Annotated in this window: 14 protein-coding genes, 10 tRNA genes and 3 rRNA genes; 21 read left to right on the forward strand and 6 right to left on the reverse strand. The window is 45.9% G+C overall.

Going from position 1 to position 25,904, the window contains the following annotated elements; translation table 11 throughout:
- Nucleotide 1 precedes the first annotated feature (1 nt).
- The 9 genes from hemG (at nt 2) to BCU07_RS21055 (ending at nt 6,689) form a co-directional block, all read left to right on the forward strand.
- Entirely contained in the window at nt 2–529 is a 528-nt protein-coding gene (hemG, locus tag BCU07_RS21015; protein ID WP_017058824.1) for a menaquinone-dependent protoporphyrinogen IX dehydrogenase, read from the forward strand.
- 507 nt (nt 530–1,036) lie between these two features.
- Nucleotides 1,037–2,591 (forward strand): 16S ribosomal RNA (locus tag BCU07_RS21020).
- Nucleotides 2,592–2,712: 121 nt separating this feature from the next.
- A tRNA-Glu gene (locus BCU07_RS21025) sits at nt 2,713–2,788 on the forward strand.
- A gap of 2 nt (nt 2,789–2,790) precedes the next feature.
- Nucleotides 2,791–2,866 (forward strand) — tRNA-Lys (locus BCU07_RS21030).
- 25 nt (nt 2,867–2,891) lie between these two features.
- A tRNA-Ala gene (locus BCU07_RS21035) sits at nt 2,892–2,967 on the forward strand.
- Between the two features lie 28 nt (nt 2,968–2,995).
- Nucleotides 2,996–3,071: transfer RNA gene (locus tag BCU07_RS21040), tRNA-Val, on the forward strand.
- Nucleotides 3,072–3,416: 345 nt separating this feature from the next.
- Nucleotides 3,417–6,310: ribosomal RNA gene (locus tag BCU07_RS21045) — 23S ribosomal RNA — on the forward strand.
- 101 nt (nt 6,311–6,411) lie between these two features.
- Nucleotides 6,412–6,527: ribosomal RNA gene (gene rrf / locus BCU07_RS21050) — 5S ribosomal RNA — on the forward strand.
- The 16S, 23S and 5S rRNA genes sit together here with 5 tRNA genes alongside, the layout of an rRNA operon.
- A 71-nt stretch (nt 6,528–6,598) precedes the next feature.
- Nucleotides 6,599–6,689, forward strand: a tRNA-Ser gene (locus BCU07_RS21055).
- Between the two features lie 116 nt (nt 6,690–6,805).
- Here BCU07_RS21055 and ilvY read toward each other — a convergent pair.
- Nucleotides 6,806–7,696: an HTH-type transcriptional activator IlvY gene (ilvY, locus tag BCU07_RS21060; RefSeq protein WP_017061966.1), complete on the reverse strand. Its 891-nt coding sequence runs from the start codon at nt 7,694–7,696 to the stop codon at nt 6,806–6,808.
- Nucleotides 7,697–7,842: 146 nt separating this feature from the next.
- On the opposite strand from ilvY, the gene ilvC reads away from it, so the two are divergent.
- Complete coding sequence (ilvC, locus tag BCU07_RS21065) at nt 7,843–9,327, forward strand: ketol-acid reductoisomerase (protein WP_017061965.1); 1,485 nt, start codon at nt 7,843–7,845, stop codon at nt 9,325–9,327.
- 162 nt (nt 9,328–9,489) lie between these two features.
- On the opposite strand, the gene ubiK is transcribed toward ilvC, so the two are convergent.
- The 4 genes from ubiK to BCU07_RS21085 all read right to left on the reverse strand — a co-directional run bounded on the left by ubiK (nt 9,490) and on the right by BCU07_RS21085 (nt 14,707).
- Nucleotides 9,490–9,741, reverse strand: coding sequence for a ubiquinone biosynthesis accessory factor UbiK (ubiK, locus tag BCU07_RS21070; RefSeq protein ID WP_017061964.1), 252 nt, complete (start codon nt 9,739–9,741; stop codon nt 9,490–9,492).
- A gap of 119 nt (nt 9,742–9,860) precedes the next feature.
- Nucleotides 9,861–12,989 (reverse strand): multidrug efflux RND transporter permease subunit, encoded by a 3,129-nt coding sequence (locus BCU07_RS21075; protein WP_017061963.1) that lies wholly within the window; start codon nt 12,987–12,989, stop codon nt 9,861–9,863.
- Nucleotides 12,990–13,000: 11 nt separating this feature from the next.
- Nucleotides 13,001–14,107, reverse strand: a complete 1,107-nt coding sequence (locus tag BCU07_RS21080; RefSeq protein WP_102428492.1) for an efflux RND transporter periplasmic adaptor subunit — start codon at nt 14,105–14,107, stop codon at nt 13,001–13,003.
- A gap of 18 nt (nt 14,108–14,125) precedes the next feature.
- Nucleotides 14,126–14,707 (reverse strand): TetR/AcrR family transcriptional regulator, encoded by a 582-nt coding sequence (locus BCU07_RS21085; protein WP_198137852.1) that lies wholly within the window; start codon nt 14,705–14,707, stop codon nt 14,126–14,128.
- A gap of 180 nt (nt 14,708–14,887) precedes the next feature.
- Between BCU07_RS21085 and rep the strand changes: the two genes are divergently transcribed.
- A complete protein-coding gene (gene rep / locus BCU07_RS21090) occupies nt 14,888–16,906 on the forward strand; it encodes a DNA helicase Rep (RefSeq protein WP_102428491.1) in 2,019 nt (672 codons plus the stop codon).
- Nucleotides 16,907–16,987: 81 nt separating this feature from the next.
- Here rep and BCU07_RS21095 read toward each other — a convergent pair whose 3' ends face one another.
- Nucleotides 16,988–17,401 (reverse strand): c-type cytochrome, encoded by a 414-nt coding sequence (locus BCU07_RS21095; protein WP_017063036.1) that lies wholly within the window; start codon nt 17,399–17,401, stop codon nt 16,988–16,990.
- A gap of 298 nt (nt 17,402–17,699) precedes the next feature.
- On the opposite strand from BCU07_RS21095, the gene BCU07_RS21100 reads away from it, so the two are divergent.
- The 10 genes from BCU07_RS21100 (at nt 17,700) to BCU07_RS21145 (ending at nt 25,813) form a co-directional block, all read left to right on the forward strand.
- Nucleotides 17,700–17,776: transfer RNA gene (locus tag BCU07_RS21100), tRNA-Arg, on the forward strand.
- Between the two features lie 48 nt (nt 17,777–17,824).
- Nucleotides 17,825–17,900, forward strand: a tRNA-His gene (locus BCU07_RS21105).
- A gap of 77 nt (nt 17,901–17,977) precedes the next feature.
- Nucleotides 17,978–18,054 (forward strand) — tRNA-Pro (locus tag BCU07_RS21110).
- 44 nt (nt 18,055–18,098) lie between these two features.
- Nucleotides 18,099–18,174, forward strand: a tRNA-His gene (locus tag BCU07_RS21115).
- A gap of 55 nt (nt 18,175–18,229) precedes the next feature.
- Nucleotides 18,230–18,306: transfer RNA gene (locus BCU07_RS21120), tRNA-Pro, on the forward strand.
- Between the two features lie 890 nt (nt 18,307–19,196).
- Nucleotides 19,197–20,924: a dipeptide ABC transporter ATP-binding protein gene (locus BCU07_RS21125; RefSeq protein ID WP_102428490.1), complete on the forward strand. Its 1,728-nt coding sequence runs from the start codon at nt 19,197–19,199 to the stop codon at nt 20,922–20,924.
- Nucleotides 20,925–21,018: 94 nt separating this feature from the next.
- Nucleotides 21,019–22,572: an ABC transporter substrate-binding protein gene (locus tag BCU07_RS21130; RefSeq protein ID WP_017060133.1), complete on the forward strand. Its 1,554-nt coding sequence runs from the start codon at nt 21,019–21,021 to the stop codon at nt 22,570–22,572.
- Nucleotides 22,573–22,750: 178 nt separating this feature from the next.
- Nucleotides 22,751–23,728, forward strand: a complete 978-nt coding sequence (locus tag BCU07_RS21135) for an ABC transporter permease (RefSeq protein ID WP_008218600.1) — start codon at nt 22,751–22,753, stop codon at nt 23,726–23,728.
- A 2-nt stretch (nt 23,729–23,730) separates the two neighbouring features.
- Nucleotides 23,731–24,669: an ABC transporter permease gene (locus BCU07_RS21140; protein WP_017060135.1), complete on the forward strand. Its 939-nt coding sequence runs from the start codon at nt 23,731–23,733 to the stop codon at nt 24,667–24,669.
- A 187-nt stretch (nt 24,670–24,856) separates the two neighbouring features.
- Nucleotides 24,857–25,813, forward strand: a complete 957-nt coding sequence (locus BCU07_RS21145) for an SPOR domain-containing protein (protein WP_102428489.1) — start codon at nt 24,857–24,859, stop codon at nt 25,811–25,813.
- The last annotated feature ends 91 nt before the right edge of the window (nt 25,814–25,904 follow it).

Here is a 25,904-nt window from a genome sequence, read left to right on the forward strand (position 1 = left end):
TGTGGCAAAAGTTCTATTTTTGTATTCAAGCCGTGAAGGGCAGACCAAGAAAATCTTGAACTATATAAAAGAAGAAATGAGTGAGTTCGAATGTGAGCTTCAAGATCTGCACACTATTGGCAAGGTGGACTTTGCTCAGTACGACAGAGTGTTGATTGGCGCATCGATTCGTTATGGCCACCTTAATAAGAAGCTATATCAATTTATTGATGCCAACCTTACTCAGTTGCAATCAAGCAAGGTTGCGTTCTTCTGTGTTAACTTAACGGCGCGTAAAGAAGACCAAGGCAAAGATACACCAGAAGGCAGTGCGTATATTAAGAAGTTCCTTACCAAGTCTCCATGGCAGCCGACTTTAATCGGTGTATTTGCAGGTGCCCTCTATTACCCACGTTATAACTGGTTCGATAGAACCATGATCCGCTTTATTATGAATATGACAGGTGGTGAAACGGATACAACGAAGGAAGTTGAGTACACAAACTGGGAAAAAGTCTCTTTGTTCACTGAAAAACTGAAGAATATGTAAGATAAAAGCCTACTTTTGAGGCGTTTTGAGTTCTTTTTAATCGAACGAATAAAAAAACGAAAAAAACTTAAAAAAGGGCTTGCCAGTGTGATCGAAATCTCTATAATGCCACCTCGCTGACACGGGATGGCTTCTTAGGAAACCAGAACGAATCAGCAAGCCAAATTAGCCAAGCCAAGCGCTTGAAAAAAGTTTTGAAAATAGTGGTTGACACTAAAACTTAAATCGCTAAAATGGCCGTCCGATTTGAGCGAAGCTCAAAAAGGAAAAGCTCTTTAACAATTTAAACCTATCAATCTGTGTGGGCACTCGTTGATGAATATCAAAAATTGATTCTTAGGAATCACATTGATTTCAATGAACTGAGTGACCAATCGATAATTTATTATCGGCACAGTCAATTCATTATCATTCTGTTGGAATGGTAATAGCTTTAGAGTTACTTTTTGTAGTTTTGAAGTCAGTATTCGTTGAGTCACACCTATTAATTTAGGTAATCAAAACTTTAAATTGAAGAGTTTGATCATGGCTCAGATTGAACGCTGGCGGCAGGCCTAACACATGCAAGTCGAGCGGAAACGAGTTATCTGAACCTTCGGGGAACGATAACGGCGTCGAGCGGCGGACGGGTGAGTAATGCCTAGGAAATTGCCTTGATGTGGGGGATAACCATTGGAAACGATGGCTAATACCGCATAATGCCTACGGGCCAAAGAGGGGGACCTTCGGGCCTCTCGCGTCAAGATATGCCTAGGTGGGATTAGCTAGTTGGTGAGGTAATGGCTCACCAAGGCGACGATCCCTAGCTGGTCTGAGAGGATGATCAGCCACACTGGAACTGAGACACGGTCCAGACTCCTACGGGAGGCAGCAGTGGGGAATATTGCACAATGGGCGAAAGCCTGATGCAGCCATGCCGCGTGTATGAAGAAGGCCTTCGGGTTGTAAAGTACTTTCAGTTGTGAGGAAGGGGGTGTCGTTAATAGCGGCATCTCTTGACGTTAGCAACAGAAGAAGCACCGGCTAACTCCGTGCCAGCAGCCGCGGTAATACGGAGGGTGCGAGCGTTAATCGGAATTACTGGGCGTAAAGCGCATGCAGGTGGTTCATTAAGTCAGATGTGAAAGCCCGGGGCTCAACCTCGGAACTGCATTTGAAACTGGTGAACTAGAGTACTGTAGAGGGGGGTAGAATTTCAGGTGTAGCGGTGAAATGCGTAGAGATCTGAAGGAATACCAGTGGCGAAGGCGGCCCCCTGGACAGATACTGACACTCAGATGCGAAAGCGTGGGGAGCAAACAGGATTAGATACCCTGGTAGTCCACGCCGTAAACGATGTCTACTTGGAGGTTGTGGCCTTGAGCCGTGGCTTTCGGAGCTAACGCGTTAAGTAGACCGCCTGGGGAGTACGGTCGCAAGATTAAAACTCAAATGAATTGACGGGGGCCCGCACAAGCGGTGGAGCATGTGGTTTAATTCGATGCAACGCGAAGAACCTTACCTACTCTTGACATCCAGAGAATCCAGCGGAGACGCAGGAGTGCCTTCGGGAGCTCTGAGACAGGTGCTGCATGGCTGTCGTCAGCTCGTGTTGTGAAATGTTGGGTTAAGTCCCGCAACGAGCGCAACCCTTATCCTTGTTTGCCAGCGAGTAATGTCGGGAACTCCAGGGAGACTGCCGGTGATAAACCGGAGGAAGGTGGGGACGACGTCAAGTCATCATGGCCCTTACGAGTAGGGCTACACACGTGCTACAATGGCGCATACAGAGGGCAGCAAGCTAGCGATAGTGAGCGAATCCCAAAAAGTGCGTCGTAGTCCGGATTGGAGTCTGCAACTCGACTCCATGAAGTCGGAATCGCTAGTAATCGTGAATCAGAATGTCACGGTGAATACGTTCCCGGGCCTTGTACACACCGCCCGTCACACCATGGGAGTGGGCTGCAAAAGAAGTGGGTAGTTTAACCTTTCGGGGAGGACGCTCACCACTTTGTGGTTCATGACTGGGGTGAAGTCGTAACAAGGTAGCCCTAGGGGAACCTGGGGCTGGATCACCTCCTTATACGAAGATATACACGATGAGTACCCACACAGATTGATTAGGTTTAGAAAAGTAAAGAGATGAAGAGCTCCCAAGTTCTTCGAAGTTTGTTTCTACTTTTAAAGTAGAGATGAATTGCAGTGTCCCGTTCGTCTAGAGGCCTAGGACACCGCCCTTTCACGGCGGTAACAGGGGTTCGACTCCCCTACGGGATACCATTGGGTCGTTAGCTCAGTTGGTAGAGCAGTTGACTTTTAATCAATTGGTCGCAGGTTCGAATCCTGCACGACCCACCATTTCCTCCCAAGGAAATAAAAATATGGGGCTATAGCTCAGCTGGGAGAGCGCCTGCCTTGCACGCAGGAGGTCTGCGGTTCGATCCCGCATAGCTCCACCATTCCTTCCATTAGGAATTAAAACTTTATGGGCGATTAGCTCAGTTGGGAGAGCACCTGCCTTACAAGCAGGGGGTCACTGGTTCGAGCCCGGTATCGCCCACCATCTTTAAGCATTCTCGTAAGAGAGTATTTAAAAATGGGTTTAAAAGTTTAACACTTAAAACTCTTGCTCTTTAACAATTTGGAAAGCTGACTGATTGATTACTTACGAGTAATTCAATCAAATTTAAAAGTTCTCAATGTTTATCTTTCATTAGATAAACACAACAAACACATTCAAGTGTCTTGTGTTCGAATCAAACTTAGTTTGATTCACAATTGAGTCCGGCAAACAGTCATTGAGAATTAACCCTTCTTAATGACAACCAAAAACCTTGGTTAGTTGCCATACGCTTATTTGTCTTCACTTTTTAAAGTGAAAGCAAATAGAAACCCTTTCGGGTTGTATGGTTAAGTGACTAAGCGTACACGGTGGATGCCTTGGCAGTCAGAGGCGATGAAAGGCGTAATAACTTGCGATAAGCCCAGATTAGGTAGTAATAACCTTTTGAGTCTGGGATTCCTGAATGGGGAAACCCACTTACATAAGTAAGTATCTTGTTGTGAATACATAGCAACAGGAGGCAAACCGGGGGAACTGAAACATCTAAGTACCCCGAGGAAGAGAAATCAACCGAGATTCCGAAAGTAGCGGCGAGCGAAATTGGATTAGCCCTTAAGCTTTTAATGATGCAGGTGAAGAGTCTGGAAAGTCTCGCAGTAAAGGGTGATAGCCCCGTAACCGACACATCATAATCAGTGAAAACGAGTAGGGCGGGACACGTGATATCCTGTCTGAATATGGGGGGACCATCCTCCAAGGCTAAATACTACTGACTGACCGATAGTGAACCAGTACCGTGAGGGAAAGGCGAAAAGAACCCCTGTGAGGGGAGTGAAATAGAACCTGAAACCGTGTACGTACAAGCAGTAGGAGCACCTTCGTGGTGTGACTGCGTACCTTTTGTATAATGGGTCAGCGACTTAATTTTAGTAGCAAGGTTAACCGTTTAGGGGAGCCGTAGGGAAACCGAGTCTTAACTGGGCGTACAGTTGCTAGGATTAGACCCGAAACCAGGTGATCTAGCCATGGGCAGGTTGAAGGTTGAGTAACATCAACTGGAGGACCGAACCGACTAATGTTGAAAAATTAGCGGATGACTTGTGGCTAGGGGTGAAAGGCCAATCAAACCTGGAGATAGCTGGTTCTCCCCGAAAGCTATTTAGGTAGCGCCTCGGACGAATACTACTGGGGGTAGAGCACTGTTAAGGCTAGGGGGTCATCCCGACTTACCAACCCTTTGCAAACTCCGAATACCAGTAAGTACTATCCGGGAGACACACGGCGGGTGCTAACGTCCGTCGTGGAGAGGGAAACAACCCAGACCGCCAGCTAAGGTCCCAAAGTATAGCTAAGTGGGAAACGATGTGGGAAGGCTCAGACAGCCAGGATGTTGGCTTAGAAGCAGCCATCATTTAAAGAAAGCGTAATAGCTCACTGGTCGAGTCGGCCTGCGCGGAAGATGTAACGGGGCTAAGCTATACACCGAAGCTGCGGCTACGTATCTTAGGATATGTGGGGTAGGGGAGCGTTCTGTAAGCCGTTGAAGGTGGTCTGTAAGGGCTGCTGGAGGTATCAGAAGTGCGAATGCTGACATGAGTAACGATAAAGGGAGTGAAAAACTCCCTCGCCGGAAGACCAAGGGTTCCTGTCCAACGTTAATCGGGGCAGGGTAAGTCGACTCCTAAGGCGAGGCCGAAAGGCGTAGTCGATGGGAAACAGGTTAATATTCCTGTACTTCTTACAATTGCGATGGGGGGACGGAGAAGGCTAGGTGGGCCTGGCGACGGTTGTCCAGGTTCAAGTATGTAGGCGGGTGGTTTAGGTAAATCCGGACCGCTATTAACGCTGAGATACGATGTCGAGCTACTACGGTAGTGAAGTCATTGATGCCATGCTTCCAGGAAAAGCCTCTAAGCTTCAGATTGTAAGGAATCGTACCCCAAACCGACACAGGTGGTCGGGTAGAGAATACCAAGGCGCTTGAGAGAACTCGGGTGAAGGAACTAGGCAAAATGGTACCGTAACTTCGGGAGAAGGTACGCTCTTATCAGTGAAGTCCCTTGCGGATGGAGCAGACGAGAGTCGCAGATACCAGGTGGCTGCAACTGTTTATTAAAAACACAGCACTGTGCAAAATCGTAAGATGACGTATACGGTGTGACGCCTGCCCGGTGCCGGAAGGTTAATTGATGGGGTTAGACTTCGGTCGAAGCTCTTGATCGAAGCCCCGGTAAACGGCGGCCGTAACTATAACGGTCCTAAGGTAGCGAAATTCCTTGTCGGGTAAGTTCCGACCTGCACGAATGGCGTAATGATGGCCACGCTGTCTCCACCCGAGACTCAGTGAAATTGAAATCGCTGTGAAGATGCAGTGTACCCGCGGCTAGACGGAAAGACCCCGTGAACCTTTACTACAGCTTGGCACTGAACATTGAACCTACATGTGTAGGATAGGTGGGAGACTATGAAACCGCGTCGCTAGATGTGGTGGAGTCGTCCTTGAAATACCACCCTTGTAGTTTTGATGTTCTAACGTTGGCCCCTGAATCGGGGTTACGGACAGTGCCTGGTGGGTAGTTTGACTGGGGCGGTCTCCTCCCAAAGAGTAACGGAGGAGCACGAAGGTGGGCTAAACACGGTTGGACATCGTGTGGTTAGTGCAATGGCATAAGCCCGCTTGACTGCGAGAATGACAATTCGAGCAGGTGCGAAAGCAGGTCATAGTGATCCGGTGGTTCTGAATGGAAGGGCCATCGCTCAACGGATAAAAGGTACTCCGGGGATAACAGGCTGATACCGCCCAAGAGTTCATATCGACGGCGGTGTTTGGCACCTCGATGTCGGCTCATCACATCCTGGGGCTGAAGTCGGTCCCAAGGGTATGGCTGTTCGCCATTTAAAGTGGTACGCGAGCTGGGTTTAGAACGTCGTGAGACAGTTCGGTCCCTATCTGCCGTGGGCGTTGGAAAATTGAAAGGGGCTGCTCCTAGTACGAGAGGACCGGAGTGGACGAACCTCTGGTGTTCGGGTTGTCATGCCAATGGCATTGCCCGGTAGCTAAGTTCGGAATCGATAACCGCTGAAAGCATCTAAGCGGGAAGCGAGCCTTGAGATGAGTTTTCCCTGGCACTATAAGTGTCCTAAAGGGTTGTCGTAGACTACGACGTTGATAGGCAGGGTGTGTAAGTGCTGCGAGGCATTGAGCTAACCTGTACTAATTGCCCGTGAGGCTTAACCATACAACACCCAAGGGGTTTTGTGGACTCAAAGAAATACCAAACGCTTGAATGAGTTTGAAGAGAAATAACTTTTAGATAAGCTTTCCGAATTTTAAAATTTGCTTGGCGACCATAGCATTGTGGACCCACCTGATTCCATGCCGAACTCAGAAGTGAAACACAATAGCGCCGATGGTAGTGTGGGGCTTCCCCATGTGAGAGTAGGACATCGCCAGGCTTTAAATATCGTTACCTGTGTATACATGTAACAACATCTACAGTGTACTAATCTGTTGATGACAATTTTTTGGAGGGATGGCTGAGTGGTCGAAAGCACCGGTCTTGAAAACCGGCAACCGTTAATAGCGGTTCTAGGGTTCAAATCCCTATCCCTCCACCACCATTAGAAAGCCCGCTGAGAAATCAGCGGGCTTTTTTCTTATCTGCGATATACATAAATAAAAGGGGAAGGGCACTGACGTGCTCTTCCCTTTTTTGTATTTAAAACAATGACGACTAGTCCGCTAAATATTTCCCTTCTGCAACTTGCCAGAACGCTCGAATTAGAGGGTTATCTAGCTGTGCTCGCTTACAACATACGCCTAACTCAAATGGCTTGATAGGTTCTATCTTTAAGCGGCTAACTTTATCTCTTACTGGACTGTTGTTTATGACCACATCAGGTGCGATGCCAACTCCACATCCTAGTGCCACCATACTTACAATCGCCTCATGGCCAGAAACTTGCGCGTATATGTTGGGTTTTATCTTCATCTTTTTAAACCATGCATTGGCTCGTTCACGCGCTGTTCCTGCTTCTGGGATGATAAAGGGCACTTCATTCCAGTTTGGCTTATCGGATTGCAGTTGTTGGCTAAAGCTACTCACACCAGATGGAATGATGACTGACAGTGGAATATCGCTGATGGTTTCGAATTCTAACCTTGAAGGAAGGATGTCTGGCTTTGCTGAAATCGCGATATCCGCTTCATCGTTTAAGATCTTGTCGATGGATTGAGCTGGATCACCAGTAGAGAGTTTAAATTCAATATACGGATGAATAGCCCTAAATTCGGTTATGAGTTCAGGTAGGTGACTGTAGCTAGCCGTTACTGAACAAAATATACGGATCTCACCTTTAAGTTCTTGCTCTCCGCCCTTCAGGTGAAGGTTATATTGCTGCCACTCTCCCACGATGCTCAATGCTACAGGCAATAGGTGTTTTCCTGCTGGGGTAAGATCAACACTGCGGTTGTCTCTGATTAGCAGTTCTTGTCCTGTTTCCTCTTCAAGCTTTTGTATCTGACGGCTCAGCGCTGAAGGACTGACGTGCATAGCAGCAGCGGTTTTGCTGAAACTCTTGCTGTCGCATAAATGTATAAATAATTGTAGAGATTTTATGTTCATGTTCTGCGATCGTTTCCATGTTGCATTTATTGCAATAACTAATTGTGAATATATCACTTTCAGCAACGGAGTGTCTGTTTTAGTATGAAGTCATTCGATAGAGAGATATCGACCTTACGGACTTATTTTTAAAGGAGTGCCCTAGAATGGCTAACTATTTCAATACATTAAACCTTCGTGAACAACTAGACCAATTAGGTCGTTGCCGCTTTATGGATCGTGAAGAATTCGCGACAGAAGCTGAATACCTTGAAGGTAAGAAAATCGTAATTGTTGGTTGTGGTGCTCAAGGCCTAAACCAAGGTCTAAATATGCGTGATTCTGGTCTAGACGTATCTTACGCTCTACGCCAAGCGGCAATTGATGAAAAGCGTCAATCATTCAAAAATGCTGATGAAAACGGCTTTGTTGTGGGTAGCTACGAAACGCTAATCCCTCAAGCAGACCTAGTAATCAACCTTACTCCTGATAAGCAACACACAAACGTTGTTGAAACAGTAATGCCTCTAATGAAGCAAGGCGCTGCTCTTGGTTACTCTCACGGCTTCAACGTTGTGGAAGAAGGCATGCAATTACGTGCTGACCTTACTGTAGTAATGGTTGCACCTAAGTGTCCAGGCTCTGAAGTTCGCGAAGAGTACAAACGTGGCTTCGGTGTACCAACACTTATCGCTGTTCACCCAGAAAACGACCCTAAAGGCGAAGGTTGGGATATCGCTAAAGCTTGGGCTGCAGGTACTGGTGGTCACCGTGCAGGTTGCCTAGAGTCTTCTTTCGTAGCAGAAGTTAAATCTGACCTGATGGGTGAGCAAACTATCCTTTGTGGCATGCTACAAGCGGGTTCTATCGTATCTTACGAGAAGATGATTGCTGATGGCATAGAACCTGGCTACGCAGGCAAGCTTCTACAATACGGTTGGGAAACGATTACTGAAGCACTTAAGTTTGGTGGCGTAACTCACATGATGGATCGCCTATCTAACCCGGCTAAAGTTAAAGCGTTTGAGCTTTCTGAAGAGCTTAAAGACCTAATGCGTCCGCTTTACAACAAGCACATGGATGACATCATCTCTGGTCACTTCTCTAGCACAATGATGGCTGACTGGGCGAACGATGACGTGAACCTACTAGGCTGGCGTGAAGAGACAGGCGAAACTGCATTCGAAAACTACCCAGCTTCTGACGTAGAAATCTCAGAGCAAGAGTACTTCGACAACGGTATCCTAATGGTTGCTATGGTTCGTGCCGGTGTTGAGCTAGCATTCGAAGCTATGACGGCATCAGGCATCATTGATGAGTCTGCTTACTACGAATCTCTACATGAGCTTCCACTAATCGCAAACACAGTTGCTCGTAAGCGTCTTTACGAAATGAACGTTGTAATCTCTGATACTGCTGAGTACGGTAACTACCTATTCGCTAACGTAGCAACACCGCTACTACGTGAGAAGTTCATGCCTTCAGTAGCAACGGACGTCATCGGCCGTGGTCTAGGTGAGACATCTAACCAAGTTGATAACGCTAAGCTAATTGAAGTAAACGAAGCTATCCGTAACCACCCTGTAGAATACATTGGTGAAGAGCTACGTAGCTACATGAGCGACATGAAGCGTATCGCTGTTGGCGGTTAATCTTCCAGTTCATCACTGAATAAAAATAGCCCTGAACATTTGTTCGGGGCTTTTTTATGCTTGCAACTATTTTACCGGTGAAGGCTTGATAGATTGAGGAAAAAATAAAGGCTTACCCGAAGGTAAGCCTTTATTCGAACTTGAACTGATTGAAAAAAATGACTATTTGTCTGAAAGCTTTGCTTCTAGTTCAGCCAGTTTTTGTTCCATTTCAGTGAGCTTCTGGCGAGTGCGAAGCAGTACTTGTGTTTGAACATCAAACTCTTCACGGCTCACAACGTCTAGCTTGTTGAGTTGGCCTTGGATAACTTGGCGAACTTTTTGGTCTACGTCTGAACCAAGCTCTTTTACTGGTTGAGGCATAGAATCGTGGATCTGCTTAGCAATTTGCTCTAGTTTTTTTGGATCAAACATATCAATTAAAACTCCTGAATATTTATCACTATTCTATTTAATCACATCAAAGATGTCGCCTATGGCGTACAAAAAAAAGCCACCGAAGTAGCCTTTTTATTGTTAATACGACAGGGAAATTACTTATTGTTAGCTAATTCTCTGTGCGCCGCTTTTGCTTCATCAACACGGGCCAGCTTCTCGAGATCTTTATCTTCGAGGAAAACTGGAATTGGTTTATGTTTTTCGGCTAAGTAGCTATAAATAACCGGCAGAACAAACAGCGTAAACAGCGTACCAATCGCCAGACCAGCAACGATAACAATACCGATACTAAAGCGCTGAGCTGCACCTGCACCCGTGGCGTACATCAGTGGGATCAGGCCTGCAATCATCGCCGCTGTTGTCATTAGGATTGGACGTAGACGTACCCTTGCCGCCTCCATAACCGCCTCTTTGCGTGATAATTTATTATGCAGCTGCTCTTCTTTTGCTACCTCACAGATCAAGATACCGTGCTTGGTAATCAGACCAACCAAGGTAATCAGCCCCACTTGCGAGTAGATGTTCATCGTCGCTGCGCCCCAAGCGAGCGCAATCAATGCACCACATATTGCGAGTGGCACCGACACCATGATAACCAATGGATCTTTTAACGACTCAAATTGAATCGCCAGAACCAAGAAGATGATCGCCAGTGCTAAACCGAACGTCACATACAGTGCGCTGCCTTCTGTTACAAACTGACGCGACTCACCCATGTAGTCATGGTTATAGCCTGCAGGTAATTTGGTTTGGGCAATGTTTTCAAACCAGTTTACCGCATCACCCATCGCCGCGCCCGGCATAGGAACCGCACCGACCGTCGCTGAGTTCAACTGGTTGAAGTGAGGAAGAGAGCGAGGCTCTGCCACCACATCAATTGTTACCAAGCTACCGAGAGGAACAGCATCACCATTGCTGGCTCGAACGTAGTAATGATTCATTGACTCTGGGTTTAAGCGGAACTTACGCTCAACCTGAGGGATCACTTCATAAGAACGACCGTTGAGGTCAATACGGTTAACGTAACCATCCGACATCATGGTGCTTAGGGTGACACCGATATCTTGCATCGTTACCCCATAAGCGCCCGCCATATCTTTATCAATTTGAATCTTCATCGTTGCTGAATCGTAGTTCAAATCAAGGTCAGAGTAGACAAAGAGAGGGCTATCTTTCACATCCGTTAAAATATCGGTTGCGATAGCGAATAAGCTCTCAAAGCTGCTTGGTGTGGTAATCACAAACTGGAGTGGTAGACCAGAACCGGCACCCGGCAACTCTGGCATTTGGAACGCGGTTACTGCCATGCCTGGGATATCTTGTAGCAATCCACTGATACGGTTCGTTACCTCAGATTGGCTAGCCGTGCGCTCACTCCATGGCACCATTGAGGCAATACCAAATGCTTGGTTTGAGTTTGGTACACCAGTGAAGGATTGAGCGTATTGGATTTCAGGCTGGGTCACCAAGATACCGCTCACGTCATCCATCGTGTTACTTAGGTAGTCTAGGTTAGCCGTTGATTGACCAGTACCAATCATCATCACCACCCCTTTATCTTCTGCAGGGGCAAGTTCACTTGGGATGAATTTAAACAGCATCGGCAAGCTTAAAAATACAATGACCGCAAAGCCAATGATAACCGGACGATGATCCATGATCGCATGCAGCATCTTAGAGTAACGGCCTGTCATACGATCAAGTACGCTGTGTACCTTCAGTTCAAACTTACTCGGCTGTGCATTTTCTTTTAGCAGCTTTGAACACATCATTGGAGACAGTGTTAAAGCGATGATTCCAGAAACAAATACCGCGCCAGCGAGGGTTAATGCGAACTCTTTAAACAGCGAGCCTGTGATACCACCCATCATTGCGATAGGGGCATAAACCGCGCCCAATGTCAGTGTCATTGCAATAACCGGTACTGCAATTTCACGGGTACCAATGATGGCAGCCCTGAAAGGAGATTCCCCCAATTTGACGTGTCGATCGACGTTTTCCAGTACTACGATTGCATCATCAACCACTAGACCGATTGCTAATACCATCGCCAGTAGCGTCATTAAGTTCCATGAGAAACCCATGACTTGCATCACCATCGCAACACCAACCAGCGATAAAGGGATGGTTACGATAGGAATGATAACCGCACGCAATGAGCCTAAGAATAGCGTGATAACCACTAATACAATCAGCGCGGCTTCAACAATCGTGTGTATAACCTCTTGAATGGATTCATTAATCGCAATGGTTGAGTCATACATGATATTCATGCTGATATTGCTTGGTAGGTTTCGCTCCAACTCAGGATACAGCTGCATAACATCAGCAGCAATGTTGATCGGGTTAGCACTTGGCGCTGCATTGATGGCGGTTACAACCGTTTGTTTGCCATTAGCACTTGCGCGAACCACATCGTGGCTTTTTTCTAGTGAAACCTTAGCAATATCACCTAAGCGAACAATAGAACCGCCATTTTGACTGGTTTTGACCACCAACCTTTCTAATTCATCGGTATTGGTTACTTGGGTATTGGCACTGCCGTTGTACAGCATAAACTCACCAATTGCTTGGCCAGTTGCTGATTGGTAGTTGTTTGCATTAAGCACCGTCATCACGTCAGTGGCTGTCAGGTTTAATGCTGCCATTTTGGAAGGATCAAGCCATACACGTAATGCGTATTTGATCCCGCCGTACAAGTCGACCTTTGATACGCCGTTAACGGTAAACAGTTGTGGGTTAACCACTCGCTCAAGGTAGTCGGTAATTTGGCTTGCAGAGAGTTCATCACTCGTAAAACCAATGTAGAGTACCGCCGTTGTTGAACCGGTAGACATAGTTACGGTTGGATCTTCGGCTTCTTTAGGAAGCTGAGAACGTACCGAGTTAGTCTTGGCCAGTATGTCAGACAGCGCGGCATTCGGGTCGGTATTGAGCTTCATATTGACCGTAATAGTCGAGCTACCGAGTACGGACTGCGACGTCATATAATCAATATTATCGGCTTGAGCGATCGCTTGTTCTAATGGCTGAGTTATAAAGCCTTGGATCAGATCGGCACTGGCACCGTAATAGCTCGTCGTGACCGTCACGATCGTATTTGTCATGTCTGGGTATTCACGAACCTGCATTTTGAAGATTGCTTGGAAGCCAAGCAATGCGATCAAAAAGCTGATTGAAATAGCCAGAACTGGACGTTTAATAAAAACATCAGTAAAGCGCATGATTCCTCCAATTACAGCATTGGTGTTTCAGCTGGCGGCGTCGTTGCATCACTTTCTACAACTCGAACTTTAGCATTGTTACTTAAACGAACTTGACCCGTTGTCACGACAACATCGCCAGGCTCTACGCCTTCCAGTATGTGAGCAATACTTTCTGTACGTTCACCTACTTTCACCACTTGTTGTTTCACACGCTGCACACCATCTTCTTCACGTAAAATATAAACATTGTCACCGTAAAGTGTGAAAGTGATGGCCGTCTGAGGCAGTGTCACTTGGTTTGCTAGTTTAGGTAGAATGATGTTAGCGCGCGCAAACATACCGCTACGTAACTTACCATCGTTGTTTGGGATATCGGCTTGTACTTGGATAAGACCACTTTGGATGCTAACCGCAGGCTCAATGGCACTAATAGAACCTTTAAACGGTTTTTCTGGGTATGCATCAACGAAGATGTCGATCGCCTGACCAACCTCAATACGAGAGATGTCATTTTGAGAAATAGTGAAGCGTAGGCGCATAACACTGGTGTCTTCTAGGCGAACGATGTCAGTGCCAGATTGTAGGTATTGGCCTAGATACACATTACGAATACCGACAGTGCCGTCAAACGGAGCGCGGATCTCGCGACGGGCAATCGATGCTTTTAGGCTTTCAATATCAGCAGATAGAGAGTAGTAGTTTGCTTCTGCTTCATCGTATGCTTCTTTTGAAATAGAACCTTTCTTATACAGGCCTTGGTAGCGTTTGTATTTTGCTTTTGCCGCAGGCAGGCGAGCTTCAGAACTCTTTAGATTTGCCTTTTCTACGCCAGAATCAAGACGAACAAGAAGCTGGTCATTTTTAACATCAGTACCAGAACCAAAAGAGATTTGGTCAATAACACCGCTGGTTTCGTTCGCTAGCGTGACACCTTGGTTAGGTTCTATGAAGCCGATAGCTTCAATTACTGGAACCCAGTCGATCGGCTGAACTTCAGTAACCGTTACTGGAAACTCTGGTTCAGGGCGGTTGGCCATATACTCAGCAATTTTTTGTTGTTTGAACATGTTGAACCCAATAACGCTGCCGAAAAGAAGTACAGCGATGAGTAACATGAAGAAAGTCCACTTTTTCATTATGGTCAAAACTCCGATCTAGTGTTTAATTATTGCATCCCAACTGGCTTCTATTGCAGATTCTAGTTCTGCCTCGTCGAGTTGGTAAAATCCTAAAGAATGCTTTCGCGCTAGAGATACACTAGCCGCTAAGCTCAAGCCGCTTAATACTTCATTATCAAGTGGTTTAAACAGTCCTTGCTCTTTACCCTCATTAAATAGCAGCTCAACTTGGGCAAACATTTTACGTTCTAGCTCCCTGAAGTTTAGGCTATTTGTGATGGGCAGTGAGTCATATTGAACCCGATTTTTTATCGCGGCTAAGTTCGTTCCCGCTAAGTTCCATATGTTCAACCACATAGTACGGTAGCGTTGCTTAATTGGATCCGAATCATCAACCCCTTCTTGAACAGCATCTGCTACTCGTTGAGTCACGAGCACTCGAACATCATCTATCAAGTGGTCTTTATCGTCGAAGTAGCGGTAGATAGTGCCTGCAGCAACTCCCGCCTCTTTGGCTAATTTTTGCATTGAAAGGCCTTGAAAGCCGACCTCCGCAATGAGCTTTTCAGCGGCAGAAAGTATTTGTTGGCGTTTATCCTGAGGTGCATGAGTTGTCATTATTCCATCACCAGTGAATGAACGTTCATTCATTATAGCCCAAGAACCATACACATGTGCAACAAAGTTTTACACAAGTAGCGTAAAAATCTTGTATAAGAGAACGTAGCATTCGTGGTGTTGCAGCATTATTATAGGCGCGCAATTGAATTCGCTCCTCTAGACCAAATTGAGAATCAAATGAGACTGAACCCAAGACAAGATGAAGCCGTGAAGTATGTTTCTGGTCCCTGCTTAGTATTAGCGGGCGCTGGATCGGGTAAAACACGTGTTATCACCAACAAGATTGCTTACTTGGTTCAAGAGTGTGGCTACAAGGCTCGTAATATTGCAGCGGTAACCTTTACCAATAAAGCGGCACGCGAGATGAAAGAGCGTGTGGGTCAAACTCTAGGTAAAGGTGAATCTAAAGGTCTGATCGTTTCAACGTTCCATACCATGGGTTTAACCATCATTCGCCGAGAATACAAAGCGCTGGGTCTGAAAGCAGGCTTCTCGCTGTTTGATGACCAAGACCAGTTAGCTCTACTTAAAGAACTAACCGAAACACAGATCGATGGTGATAAGGATCTGCTGCGTTCTTTGATGAGTACCATCTCAAATTGGAAGAATGACATGCTGACGCCAGATCAGGCGAAAGCAAGAGCTCAAGGTGAACAAGAGCAGTTGTTTGCATTCTGTTTTGAGATGTATCAGAAGCAGATGAAGGCCTATAACGCACTCGATTTTGATGATCTGATTGCGATGCCAGTATTGCTACTGAAAACCAATCAAGAAGTGCGTGAACGCTGGCAGTCTCGTATTCGTTATTTGCTGGTCGATGAATATCAAGATACCAACACTAGCCAATATGAGTTGGTTCGTTTACTGGTGGGTGAACGTGGTCGTTTGACGGTCGTAGGTGATGATGACCAATCTATTTACTCATGGCGTGGCGCAAAACCACAAAACTTGGTGTTGCTGGGTGAGGACTATCCAAATCTTCGCTTGATCAAACTCGAGCAAAACTATCGTTCAACCAGTCGAATCTTACGTGCGGCGAACATCTTGATCGCCAACAACCCACACGTTTATGAAAAGTCACTATTCTCAGAGATCCCAGACGGTGAAAAGCTCAAGGTACTGAATGCTAAGAATGAAGAGCATGAAGCAGAGCGTATTACCGGCGAGATCATCGCCCACAAGTTTTTGAACCGTACTGAATACAAAGATTACGCAGTGCTTTACCGTGGTAACCACCAATCACGCTTGATTGAAAAAGCGCTGATGCAGAACCGTGTGCCTTACAAGATCTCAGGCGGTACATCCTTTTTCGCCAGAGCAGAAATTAAAGACATCATGGCTTACCTACGTGTGTTGGTGAACCCTGATGATGACAACGCCTTCCTGCGTATTGTAAACACACCACGTCGTGAGATTGGCCCAGTTACGCTTGAAAAATTAGGCAGCTACGCCAACATGCGCGGTAAAAGCCTGTTTGAAGCCAGCTTTGAGATGGGCTTAGAGCAGACACTGACGGGGCGTGGTTTAGAAAATTTGCGCCGCTTCGGTGACTGGATTGTTCGTATCTCAGACAATGCCGAGCGTGGTAATACGGTTGAAGCCGTTCGTTCTTTGGTTCGTGATATCAACTACGAAGATTGGTTGTACGAAACCTCAGCGAGCCCGAAAGCCGCTGAAATGCGAATGAAGAACGTCTCTGATCTGTATAGCTGGATTGTGGCCGATCTTGAGGGTGACAACTACGATAAAGAAGAGAAAACCCTGCGCGAGGTGGTTCAACGTTTAACGCTGCGCGATATGATGGAGCGTGGTGAGGATGATGACGATGCAGATCAAGTCCAATTAATGACATTGCATGCATCGAAAGGTCTAGAGTTCCCATATGTATTCCTGATGGGTGCAGAAGAGGGCATCTTGCCGCACCAAACCAGTGTCGATGAAGGCAACGTAGAAGAAGAACGTCGTCTTATGTATGTGGGGATTACTCGAGCGCAGAAAGAGCTGACTTTTACTAAGTGTCGTGAACGTCGTCAATATGGTGAATTAATAAAGCCAACACAAAGCCGCTTCCTCGATGAGCTGCCGCACGATGATGTGGAGTGGGAAAGCGTTAAGAAGCCTCAATCCGCTGAAGAAAGAATGGAAAAAGGGCAGGCGCACATTGCGAATATTCGAGCGATGTTCAACAAGAAGTAATGCCCTACTTTAATCGCACTATATAGAAGCCAATAAAAAAGGTGACCATGAGGTCACCTTTTCTGAATCTGGCATTTTTAATTACAGACCGGCAATCATGTGCTCGATAGCATCTTTGATTTCGTCGTCTGAACAATCCATACATGAACCTTTCGCTGGCATCGCATTGAAGCCGTTGATTGCGTGGTCAGCTAGAATGTCGCGACCTTGAGCAATGCGAGGACCCCAGTCACCAGCATCACCTGTTTTAGGTGCGCCACTTACGCCAGATGCGTGACAAGCGATACAAAAGGTACCGTAAACTGCTGCGCCATCACGAGGGCCTGTTGGTTCTGCGGCTACTGGCTCGCTGCCGACTAGGTAAACTTGGCCAACTGGTTTGATGCGTTCAGCAATTGCATCGTGCTCCGCTTCGCTTAGGCCTGCAGCCATTGCGCCAGTTGAAAAGGTTAAAACTGCGATGACAACGCTTAAAATTCGACGAGACATATCCATTAAACTCACTTTACATTCCCAAGGTAAGTACATGCTTACCAATTTATAGTGTTGGAAGGGTGTTTTGGCTTTAACCAGCAAAGAGCAACTGTTAAACCAATGTAAATAATGGGTGATTATATCCCGATAAGTTGTTGCAATAAACAACAACTTATAAGCTGTGGCGGGTTGTAGTACTCAAATAAGGGGTTTATCACATATTAACTGTCGAAAAAGAGACCAAACAGAAAAAAAAGTTAAAAAAGTACTAGACGGCATTGGGTGATATACGTATTATTCCACTCCGCCGACAGGGCATGCGCCTGTAGCTCAGCTGGATAGAGCTTTGGCCTCCGGAGCCAAAGGCCGAAGGTTCGAATCCTTTCAGGCGCGCCATCCGGTCTCTTACTTCGGTAAGTGAGAAATTGGCAAAAAGAAATAATGGTGGCTATAGCTCAGTTGGTAGAGCCCTGGATTGTGATTCCGGTGGTCGCGAGTTCGAATCTCGTTAGCCACCCCATTCTTTCTTTACAAAATATCGGTAGCTTCGGCTTCCAGTGTTGATTCATTATTCCCAAGAGTCGATACAAAACTAGTCGGTGAATAGCGCAGCTTGGTAGCGCATCTGGTTTGGGACCAGAGGGTCGGGGGTTCGAATCCCTCTTCACCGACCACTATTTCAATAATCGCTTTTAAGCGGTTATATAAAAAATTAGTGGTGGCTATAGCTCAGTTGGTAGAGCCCTGGATTGTGATTCCGGTGGTCGCGAGTTCGAATCTCGTTAGCCACCCCATTAATTTTGGTAGCTTCTTTGAAGTTCCCAGTTTGAGAAATCAAACGAAACGTCTCGGTGAATAGCGCAGCTTGGTAGCGCATCTGGTTTGGGACCAGAGGGTCGGGGGTTCGAATCCCTCTTCACCGACCACCTTAAGAAGCCCTAGTCGAAAGACTAGGGCTTTTTTACATCTGAAACTTAGATAACTTGAACAGAGTGGGGTTCGCCTGATGTTCAAAGAATGTCTCTTCACTGATCACTTAAGAAGCCTCAACTAGCCGTCCGCGTCAGAAATGACGGGGCTTCTTACATCTATCTCCCCTTCTTATATAAGACAGATTCCTAACGATCTGCTTGATAATGGTGCTGCTACAGAGTTGCTTTCTTTATCAAATGTACAGTTCTATATCTAATTTTATATAAATGGAGTGCTCAATAATTCGACATATTAATGGGTTTGGTCTAAAGACTTTTATGAAAAGTGAAACCTGACCCTAAATTTGCTCACTAAGGCCTGAATTTGACAGCTTTGTACGCATTTGGTCGTTCAAAAACTCCTCTGATTTATTAGGCCTTTCGTTTGTCTGTTTTGTATTTACCAAAATAATACAGATGGTTAAATGTATGGCTAATTAACGTTTATCTGGTTGTTTTATTTGTTCAAATTAACAAAATTAGCGCTTGTTTCTATAGTGTTAATTGTTTTTTGGAATAATTATTTGTTTTTAGTGACTGGTAGTGAGATCTGCTTTGAAGCACGGCTTTAACTCTACAAGTAAGTTGTGGTAAGGAGTTTGTGAGTATTTCTTGCCGATAATATAATGTTGATTTTTCTTACTATATGCTCTTTTGGTGAATAGTTATGTGGCACTTTTGCTTGCTAAGCGTTTAATGTCGACTTTTTATCCTATTTTTGTTGCTTTTCTGTGAATTATTTGCCAAATTGTCAACCGTATAAAATATCAGAACAATATTCTGGTAAGAATGGATTCAATTTTGCAGACAGGGCAGAAAGCTGCCAAAGCAGTAGAGGTCTGGTAATGTCACTTTTAGAAGTAAAAAATCTTCGTATCGAATACCCATCTCGTCATGGAGTTCACGCCGCAGTTAAATCACTTTCGTTCAACATTGAACGTGGTGAGATTGTTGGTGTTGTAGGCGAGTCTGGTGCAGGTAAATCAACAGTAGGTAATGCTGTGATCGATTTGCTGAGCCCTCCTGGCCGCATTGCTAGCGGCGAGGTATTTCTGGATGGCGAAAAAGTCTCTGGTTTATCTCCTGAACAGATGCGTTCTGTTCGCGGCTCAAAGATTGGTTTTATCTTCCAAGACCCAATGACTTCTCTTAACCCTCTATTCACAGTAGAACAGCAGTTAAAAGAGACGATTCATGCCAACATGAAGGTTTCGGATCAAGAAGCCTACCAGCGCTCATTAGACTTGATGAACCAAGTGGGTATCCCACAACCAGAAAACCGTTTAAAGCAGTACCCTCACCAATTCTCTGGCGGTATGCGTCAGCGTGTGGTTATCGCGATCGCATTGGCAGGTGAACCTGACCTAATCATCGCAGATGAACCAACAACAGCACTGGATGTTTCTATCCAAGACCAGATCTTGGGTTTGATTCGCGACCTATGTATTAAGAAGAACGTAGGTTGCATGTTGGTCACGCACGACATGGGCGTGGTATCTAACGTTACCGACCGCGTAGCCGTTATGTATCGTGGTGACTTAGTTGAGTTTGGCCCAACAGCGAAAGTTCTGGGTACTCCTGAGCACCCATATACACACAGTCTTATCTCTGCGGTTCCTCGTTCGGATCGTAAACTCGATCGTTTCCCTCTTGTTAGCTACATAGAAGAAGCACAAGAGATGGAACCATTGGATGTGAAGAATCACTGGTTAGGTCAAAGCCAAGATCACCGTGATTACACTGGTCCACTGTTGAATGTTGAGAACGTAAACTTGCGCTTTACCACCAAAGATTCTTTCTTTGAGAGCCGTCGTGAGTACGTTCAAGCATCAAACAACGTGAGCTTTGAAGTGCATGAGGGTGAGACGTTTGGTTTAGTAGGTGAATCAGGTTCAGGTAAATCAACGATTGCTCGTGTGATTGCTGGCTTGTACGCACCAAACTCAGGCAAGGTAACGTTTGAAGGCGTTGATCTTACTGGTCTGAAATCTGAAAAAGAACGTCGCCCTATGCGTCGTCAAATGCAGATGGTTTTCCAAAACCCTTACACATCAATGAACCCTCGAATGAAGATATTCGACATCATTGCTGAACCTATCCGATTCCATCAGCTTACTCGCAACGAAAATGAAACTCGTCAGATCGTGAACGACCTGCTAGAGCACGTGGGTTTAGGCAAAATGGCTGGGGTGAAGTACCCACACGAATTCTCAGGTGGTCAACGTCAGCGTATTTCTATCGCTCGCGCTTTGGCGACTCGCCCACGTCTTTTGATTTGTGATGAACCAACATCGGCACTGGACGTGTCGGTACAGGCTCAGATTCTTAACCTACTAAAAGACTTACAAGACGAGCTAAACCTAACCATGCTGTTCATCAGTCACGATCTACCGGTTATTCGCCAAATGTGTGACCGTGTTGGTGTGATGCAGATGGGGACATTATTGGAGGTTGCGCCAACGGAGCAGCTGTTCCAATCACCTCAGCATGAATACAGCAAACAACTGATTTCTTTAATGCCTGAATTTACAGGCTTAAGAGAAGAAAAAGCAGTGGCACAAGCCGCGGTATAAAAATCAGCAGGCTGGAGTTTAGCTTGCTAACAACAATAAACAGACGCAAATACAACAACTAGGGATCTGGATTCCCGCATGAAGGAGTTATGCAATGAAAACCATGAAAAGCAAATTAGCAGTAGCTTTAATGGCAGCTGGCCTAAGCTTTAGTGCAGCAGCAGCAGATATTACCGTTGGCTACGCAGCTGACCCAGTATCACTTGACCCGCACGAGCAGCTGTCTGGTGGCACACTGCAAATGTCTCACATGGTGTTTGACCCTCTAGTACGTTTCACTCAAGAGATGGATTTTGAAGGCCGCCTAGCATCTAGCTGGGAGCGTGTTGATGAAACGACTTTCCGCTTCAACCTACGTAAAGGTGTGAAATTCCACTCTGGTAACGAACTGACTGCTGATGATGTTGTGTGGACTTTTGAACGTCTACAAGCTTCTCCAGACTTTAAGTCTATCTTCACGCCATACGAAAAAATGGTAAAAGTGGATGACTACACAGTTGAGCTAGTATCAAAAGCGGCTTACCCACTAGTACTACAAACAGCAACTTACATCTTCCCAATGGACAGCAAGTTCTACTCTGGCCAAACAGCGGAAGGTAAAGACAAGTCTGAGCTAGTTAAGCACGGTAACTCGTTTGCTTCGACTAACGTTTCAGGTACTGGTCCATTTATCGTAACGCAGCGTGAGCAAGGCGTTAAAGTAACGTTCGAGCGTTTCAACGATTACTGGGACACAGAAACTGAAGGCAACGTAGACAAGCTAACACTTGTGCCAATCAAAGAAGACGCGACACGTGTTGCAGCACTTCTTTCTGGCGACGTTGATATGATTCACCCAGTAGCACCAAACGATCACAAGCGTGTTAAAAACGCTAAGAACATCGATCTAGTGACGCTACCTGGTACTCGTATCATCACGTTCCAAATGAACCAAAACAGCAACGAAGCACTTAAAGATGTTCGCGTTCGTCAGGCGATTGTTCACGCAATCAACAACGAAGGTATCGTTAAGAAGATCATGAAAGGCTTCGCAACAGCAGCTGGTCAGCAAAGCCCAACAGGCTACGCGGGTCACAACGAAGACCTAGTTCCTCGTTACGATCTGAAAAAAGCGAAAGAGCTGATGAAAGAAGCGGGCTACGAAGATGGCTTTACGCTAACTATGATGGCTCCAAACAACCGTTACGTGAACGATGCGAAAGTAGCGCAAGCGTCTGCGGCAATGCTGTCTAAGATTGGTATCAAAGTTGATCTTAAAACTATGCCTAAAGCACAGTACTGGCCTGAGTTTGACCTATGTTCAGCAGACATGATGATGATCGGCTGGCACTCAGATACAGAAGATTCAGCTAACTTCAACGAGTTCCTAACTATGACTCGTAACGAAGAGACTGGCCGTGGTCAATACAACTGTTCTGGCTACTCAAACCCAGAAATGGATGCGATCGTAGAAGCTTCTAACACTGAAACTGACCCAGTTAAGCGTGCTGAAATGCTGAAAGGCGTTGAAGCAACACTTTACAACGACGCAGCATTCGTACCGCTACACTGGCAAAGTGAAGCGTGGGGCGCGAAGTCTAACGTTGGTGCAGCAGACGTAGTAAACCCAATGGTTATGCCTTACTTCGGCGACCTAGTTGTAAAATAATCTAGCTTGCTAGAATCGAGAGCCTGAAGCTTTTCAGGCTCTCAAATTATTAAGATATAGATTTAAGTTTCGGTATTTGGTCTTCCTTCAGTCTGGCTAAATACCTTTTTTAAGACTGAATTTTGTTATCTAGTCGCGGATTTCGACTAGATAGTCATGGATAGATAAGGGGCAAGGAATGGTTACGTTTCTGGTCAAGCGCCTGTTTCAGGCACTGATAGTGATGTTTGTGATCAGTTTGGTGGCGTTTGCCATTCAGGATAACCTGGGCGACCCGTTGCGTGAGTTAGTCGGTCAATCTGTTTCAGAATCGGAGCGTCAAGCGCTGCGTGATGAACTCGGCTTAAATGATCCCTTCATTACAAAATACACTCGCTTTGTGGGCGCAGCTCTACAAGGTGATCTTGGTACTTCATATTTCTTTAAACGCCCAGCTGTGGACGTAATCTTAGATAAACTAGTCGCAACGCTTGAGCTTGTGTTCGGCGCTTCTCTGATCATTGTTTGTCTGTCGATTCCACTTGGCGTTTATTCTGCAATACACCCAAAAAGCTTCTTCACTAAACTGGTGATGGCGGGCAGTAGTATCGGCATTTCTGTGCCTGTTTTCTTAACCGCAATCATGTTGATGTATGTATTCTCTATTGAGTTAGGTTGGCTGCCGTCGTTTGGACGTGGTGAGACCGCAAACTGGTTTGGCTGGGAGTCTGGTTTCTTAACGATAGATGGCCTTGCACACTTAGTGCTGCCGAGTATTGCTCTAGCATCTATCATGCTGCCTCTGTTCATTCGTCTAGTACGCTCTGAAATGCTAGAGGTTCTTAGCTCTGAATATATCAAGTTTGGTAAAGCAAAAGGTCTAGCGCTGAACAAGATTTACTACCAACACGCTTTGAAAAACACAATGCTGCCAGTACTAACGGTAGGCGGTGTTCAAATCGGTACTATGGTGGCTTACACCATTCTTACTGAAACTGTATTCCAGTGGCCGGGTACCGGCTTCCTATTCCTTGAAGCGATTAACCGAGTGGATACACCACTGATTACCGCATACGTTATCTTCGTTGGCCTGATCTTCGTAGTAACTAACACCATTGTTGACCTGCTTTACGGCATCATTAACCCAACAGTGAACATCACAGGGAAAGGAGCATAATCATGGAACAAACAACAACAGCTCCATCTCGTTGGGAGCGATTCAAGCAGTCAGACATTCTGTACTACTTCTTACGTGACAAAGTGGCAATGGTGAGCTTCGCTATCTTTGCAGCTTTCCTTGTTATGGCATTAGCGGCACCTATTCTAGCGCCAACAGACCCGTATGACGTGACGTCTATCGACATCATGGATTCTGAGTTACCACCATCTTGGATGGAAGACGGCGAAGAACGCTTCCTACTGGGTACTGATGAGCAGGGTCGTGACATCTTATCTACGATGCTTTACGGCTCGCGTCTGTCATTGACAATCGGTTTCCTAGCGGTAGGTCTTCAGCTGACTCTCGGTATCATCATTGGCTTGTCTGCAGGTTACTTCGGTGGTCGTATTGATAGCTTCCTGATGCGTTTTGCCGATGTTCAGCTTTCGTTCTCAACCATGATGGTTGCGATCATTGTCTCGGCCATCTTTAAGGCGAGTTTCGGTAGTGACTTCTACGCGCAATATGCGGTTGTTATGCTGGTGGTGATCATCGGTATTGCTGAATGGCCGCAGTATGCTCGTACGATTCGTGCATCGGTATTGGCAGAGAAGAAGAAAGAGTACGTAGAAGCGGCACGTGTGATGGGCTTTAGAGCGCCTCGCATCATGTTCCGCCATATTCTGCCTAACTGTTTATCACCGATTTTGGTTATCTCTACGGTACAGGTGGCAAATGCCATCATGTCAGAAGCGGCACTTTCTTTCCTCGGTTTAGGTCTTCCGGTAGACCAACCGTCACTCGGTGCCCTGATCAGTACTGGTTTTAACTACATTTTCTCAGGAGCATGGTGGATCACAGCATTCCCAGGTGTGCTTTTGGTAACATTGGTTCTCGTTATTAACCTATTAGGCGACTGGTTACGTGACGTGTTTAACCCGAAAATTTATAAAGGGTGATAGCCCGGTTTGATTTTTAGTAAAAAAAGTCACTAAATTAAGAGCCGTAAGCAATTACGGCTCTTTTTTTGCTTAATGGATCTGGAACTTAGTATTATTGACAGTGTCAATAATAGTTAAAATGGAATTCATGTTTTATCGACATAGATTCGGTAATAATTAGCCCGCAAGGGTTTAAGTGGTGGTTATGAAATTGACAATGAATGCTGTATGTCGTGCTGTGACGAGAAATTATCGTATGGGACTTATCGCTGCATCTCTTTTGGTATCGAGCCAAGTGAATGCAGAGTCGGTTCTATGTGATGCAACTCAGGCAAGCACCAACCAATTACCACAGCTAGAGCAATCATGTCCGATCGGTAAGGGCGTGTGGGGCAGTAAAGCACCAAAACGTCATTCAGATAACGAGCTGTTTTGGGTTCAATGTGGTCTGCTGAATAAGCCTTTGTCACTGAACCGAGCAAAGCCCCTATATGAGAAGATCTCGACCAACGTTTGGATGAAGCCTGAAGGCGGAGACTATCGTTGCTTAATCGGACCTTATTCTACCTTCTCTGATGCGAGAAAAGACTTAGCTCAGGTGCGCAAGGTTCCCGGTTATGGTGAAGCCTTTATTCGCATGGTCGATAAGTCGAAAACCTCATCACAGCCTATCGTTGCAAAACCGGCAGAGTCAAAAGCTGTAACGCCTAAGGCCCCTGTAAAACCAAAACCTGCTCCGAAACCTGTGGCTGCGAAGCAAGCGGCAGCGGTAACGAGTGCTGCAGCTATTCAGACGCTACCAAGCGGTAACGCGAATTCAGACAACGATTTGGAAATTGAGATCCGTGTGACAGCCAATGTTGCGGGTAGCCAATATGCGATTCCTTACCTTCTAGACCATCAACAGCAGTTCTATATGGAGCAAGGTAAGCCTTGGAGCCGCCTAGATTTCGATAGCGCTGAATTAGTGTGTAATCAGGTTAACATGAAGCTGATGACTGAAAAGCAGTGGCAGAGCATTTTGAGCTCCAAGGTTATGGAAAAACAGAACTGGCCAATGCATCTCCCTTATTGGGGCGCAGATAAAAAAGGCCTGTTTACCAACGGAAACGTAAACCAATTGAAAGGTTCTTCATTGCTTAATGTGATGTGCGTGAAATAACGAAGACCCGTTGTAAGACTAAACAAGCCTCAGCCATTGCTGGGGCTTTGTTGTTTATACACCTTCCTTTTTCAACATCGGTTCGACTTTT

The sequence above is a fragment of the Vibrio sp. 10N.261.54.E10 genome, assembly GCF_002877735.2.
GTDB lineage: Bacteria > Pseudomonadota > Gammaproteobacteria > Enterobacterales > Vibrionaceae > Vibrio > Vibrio crassostreae_C.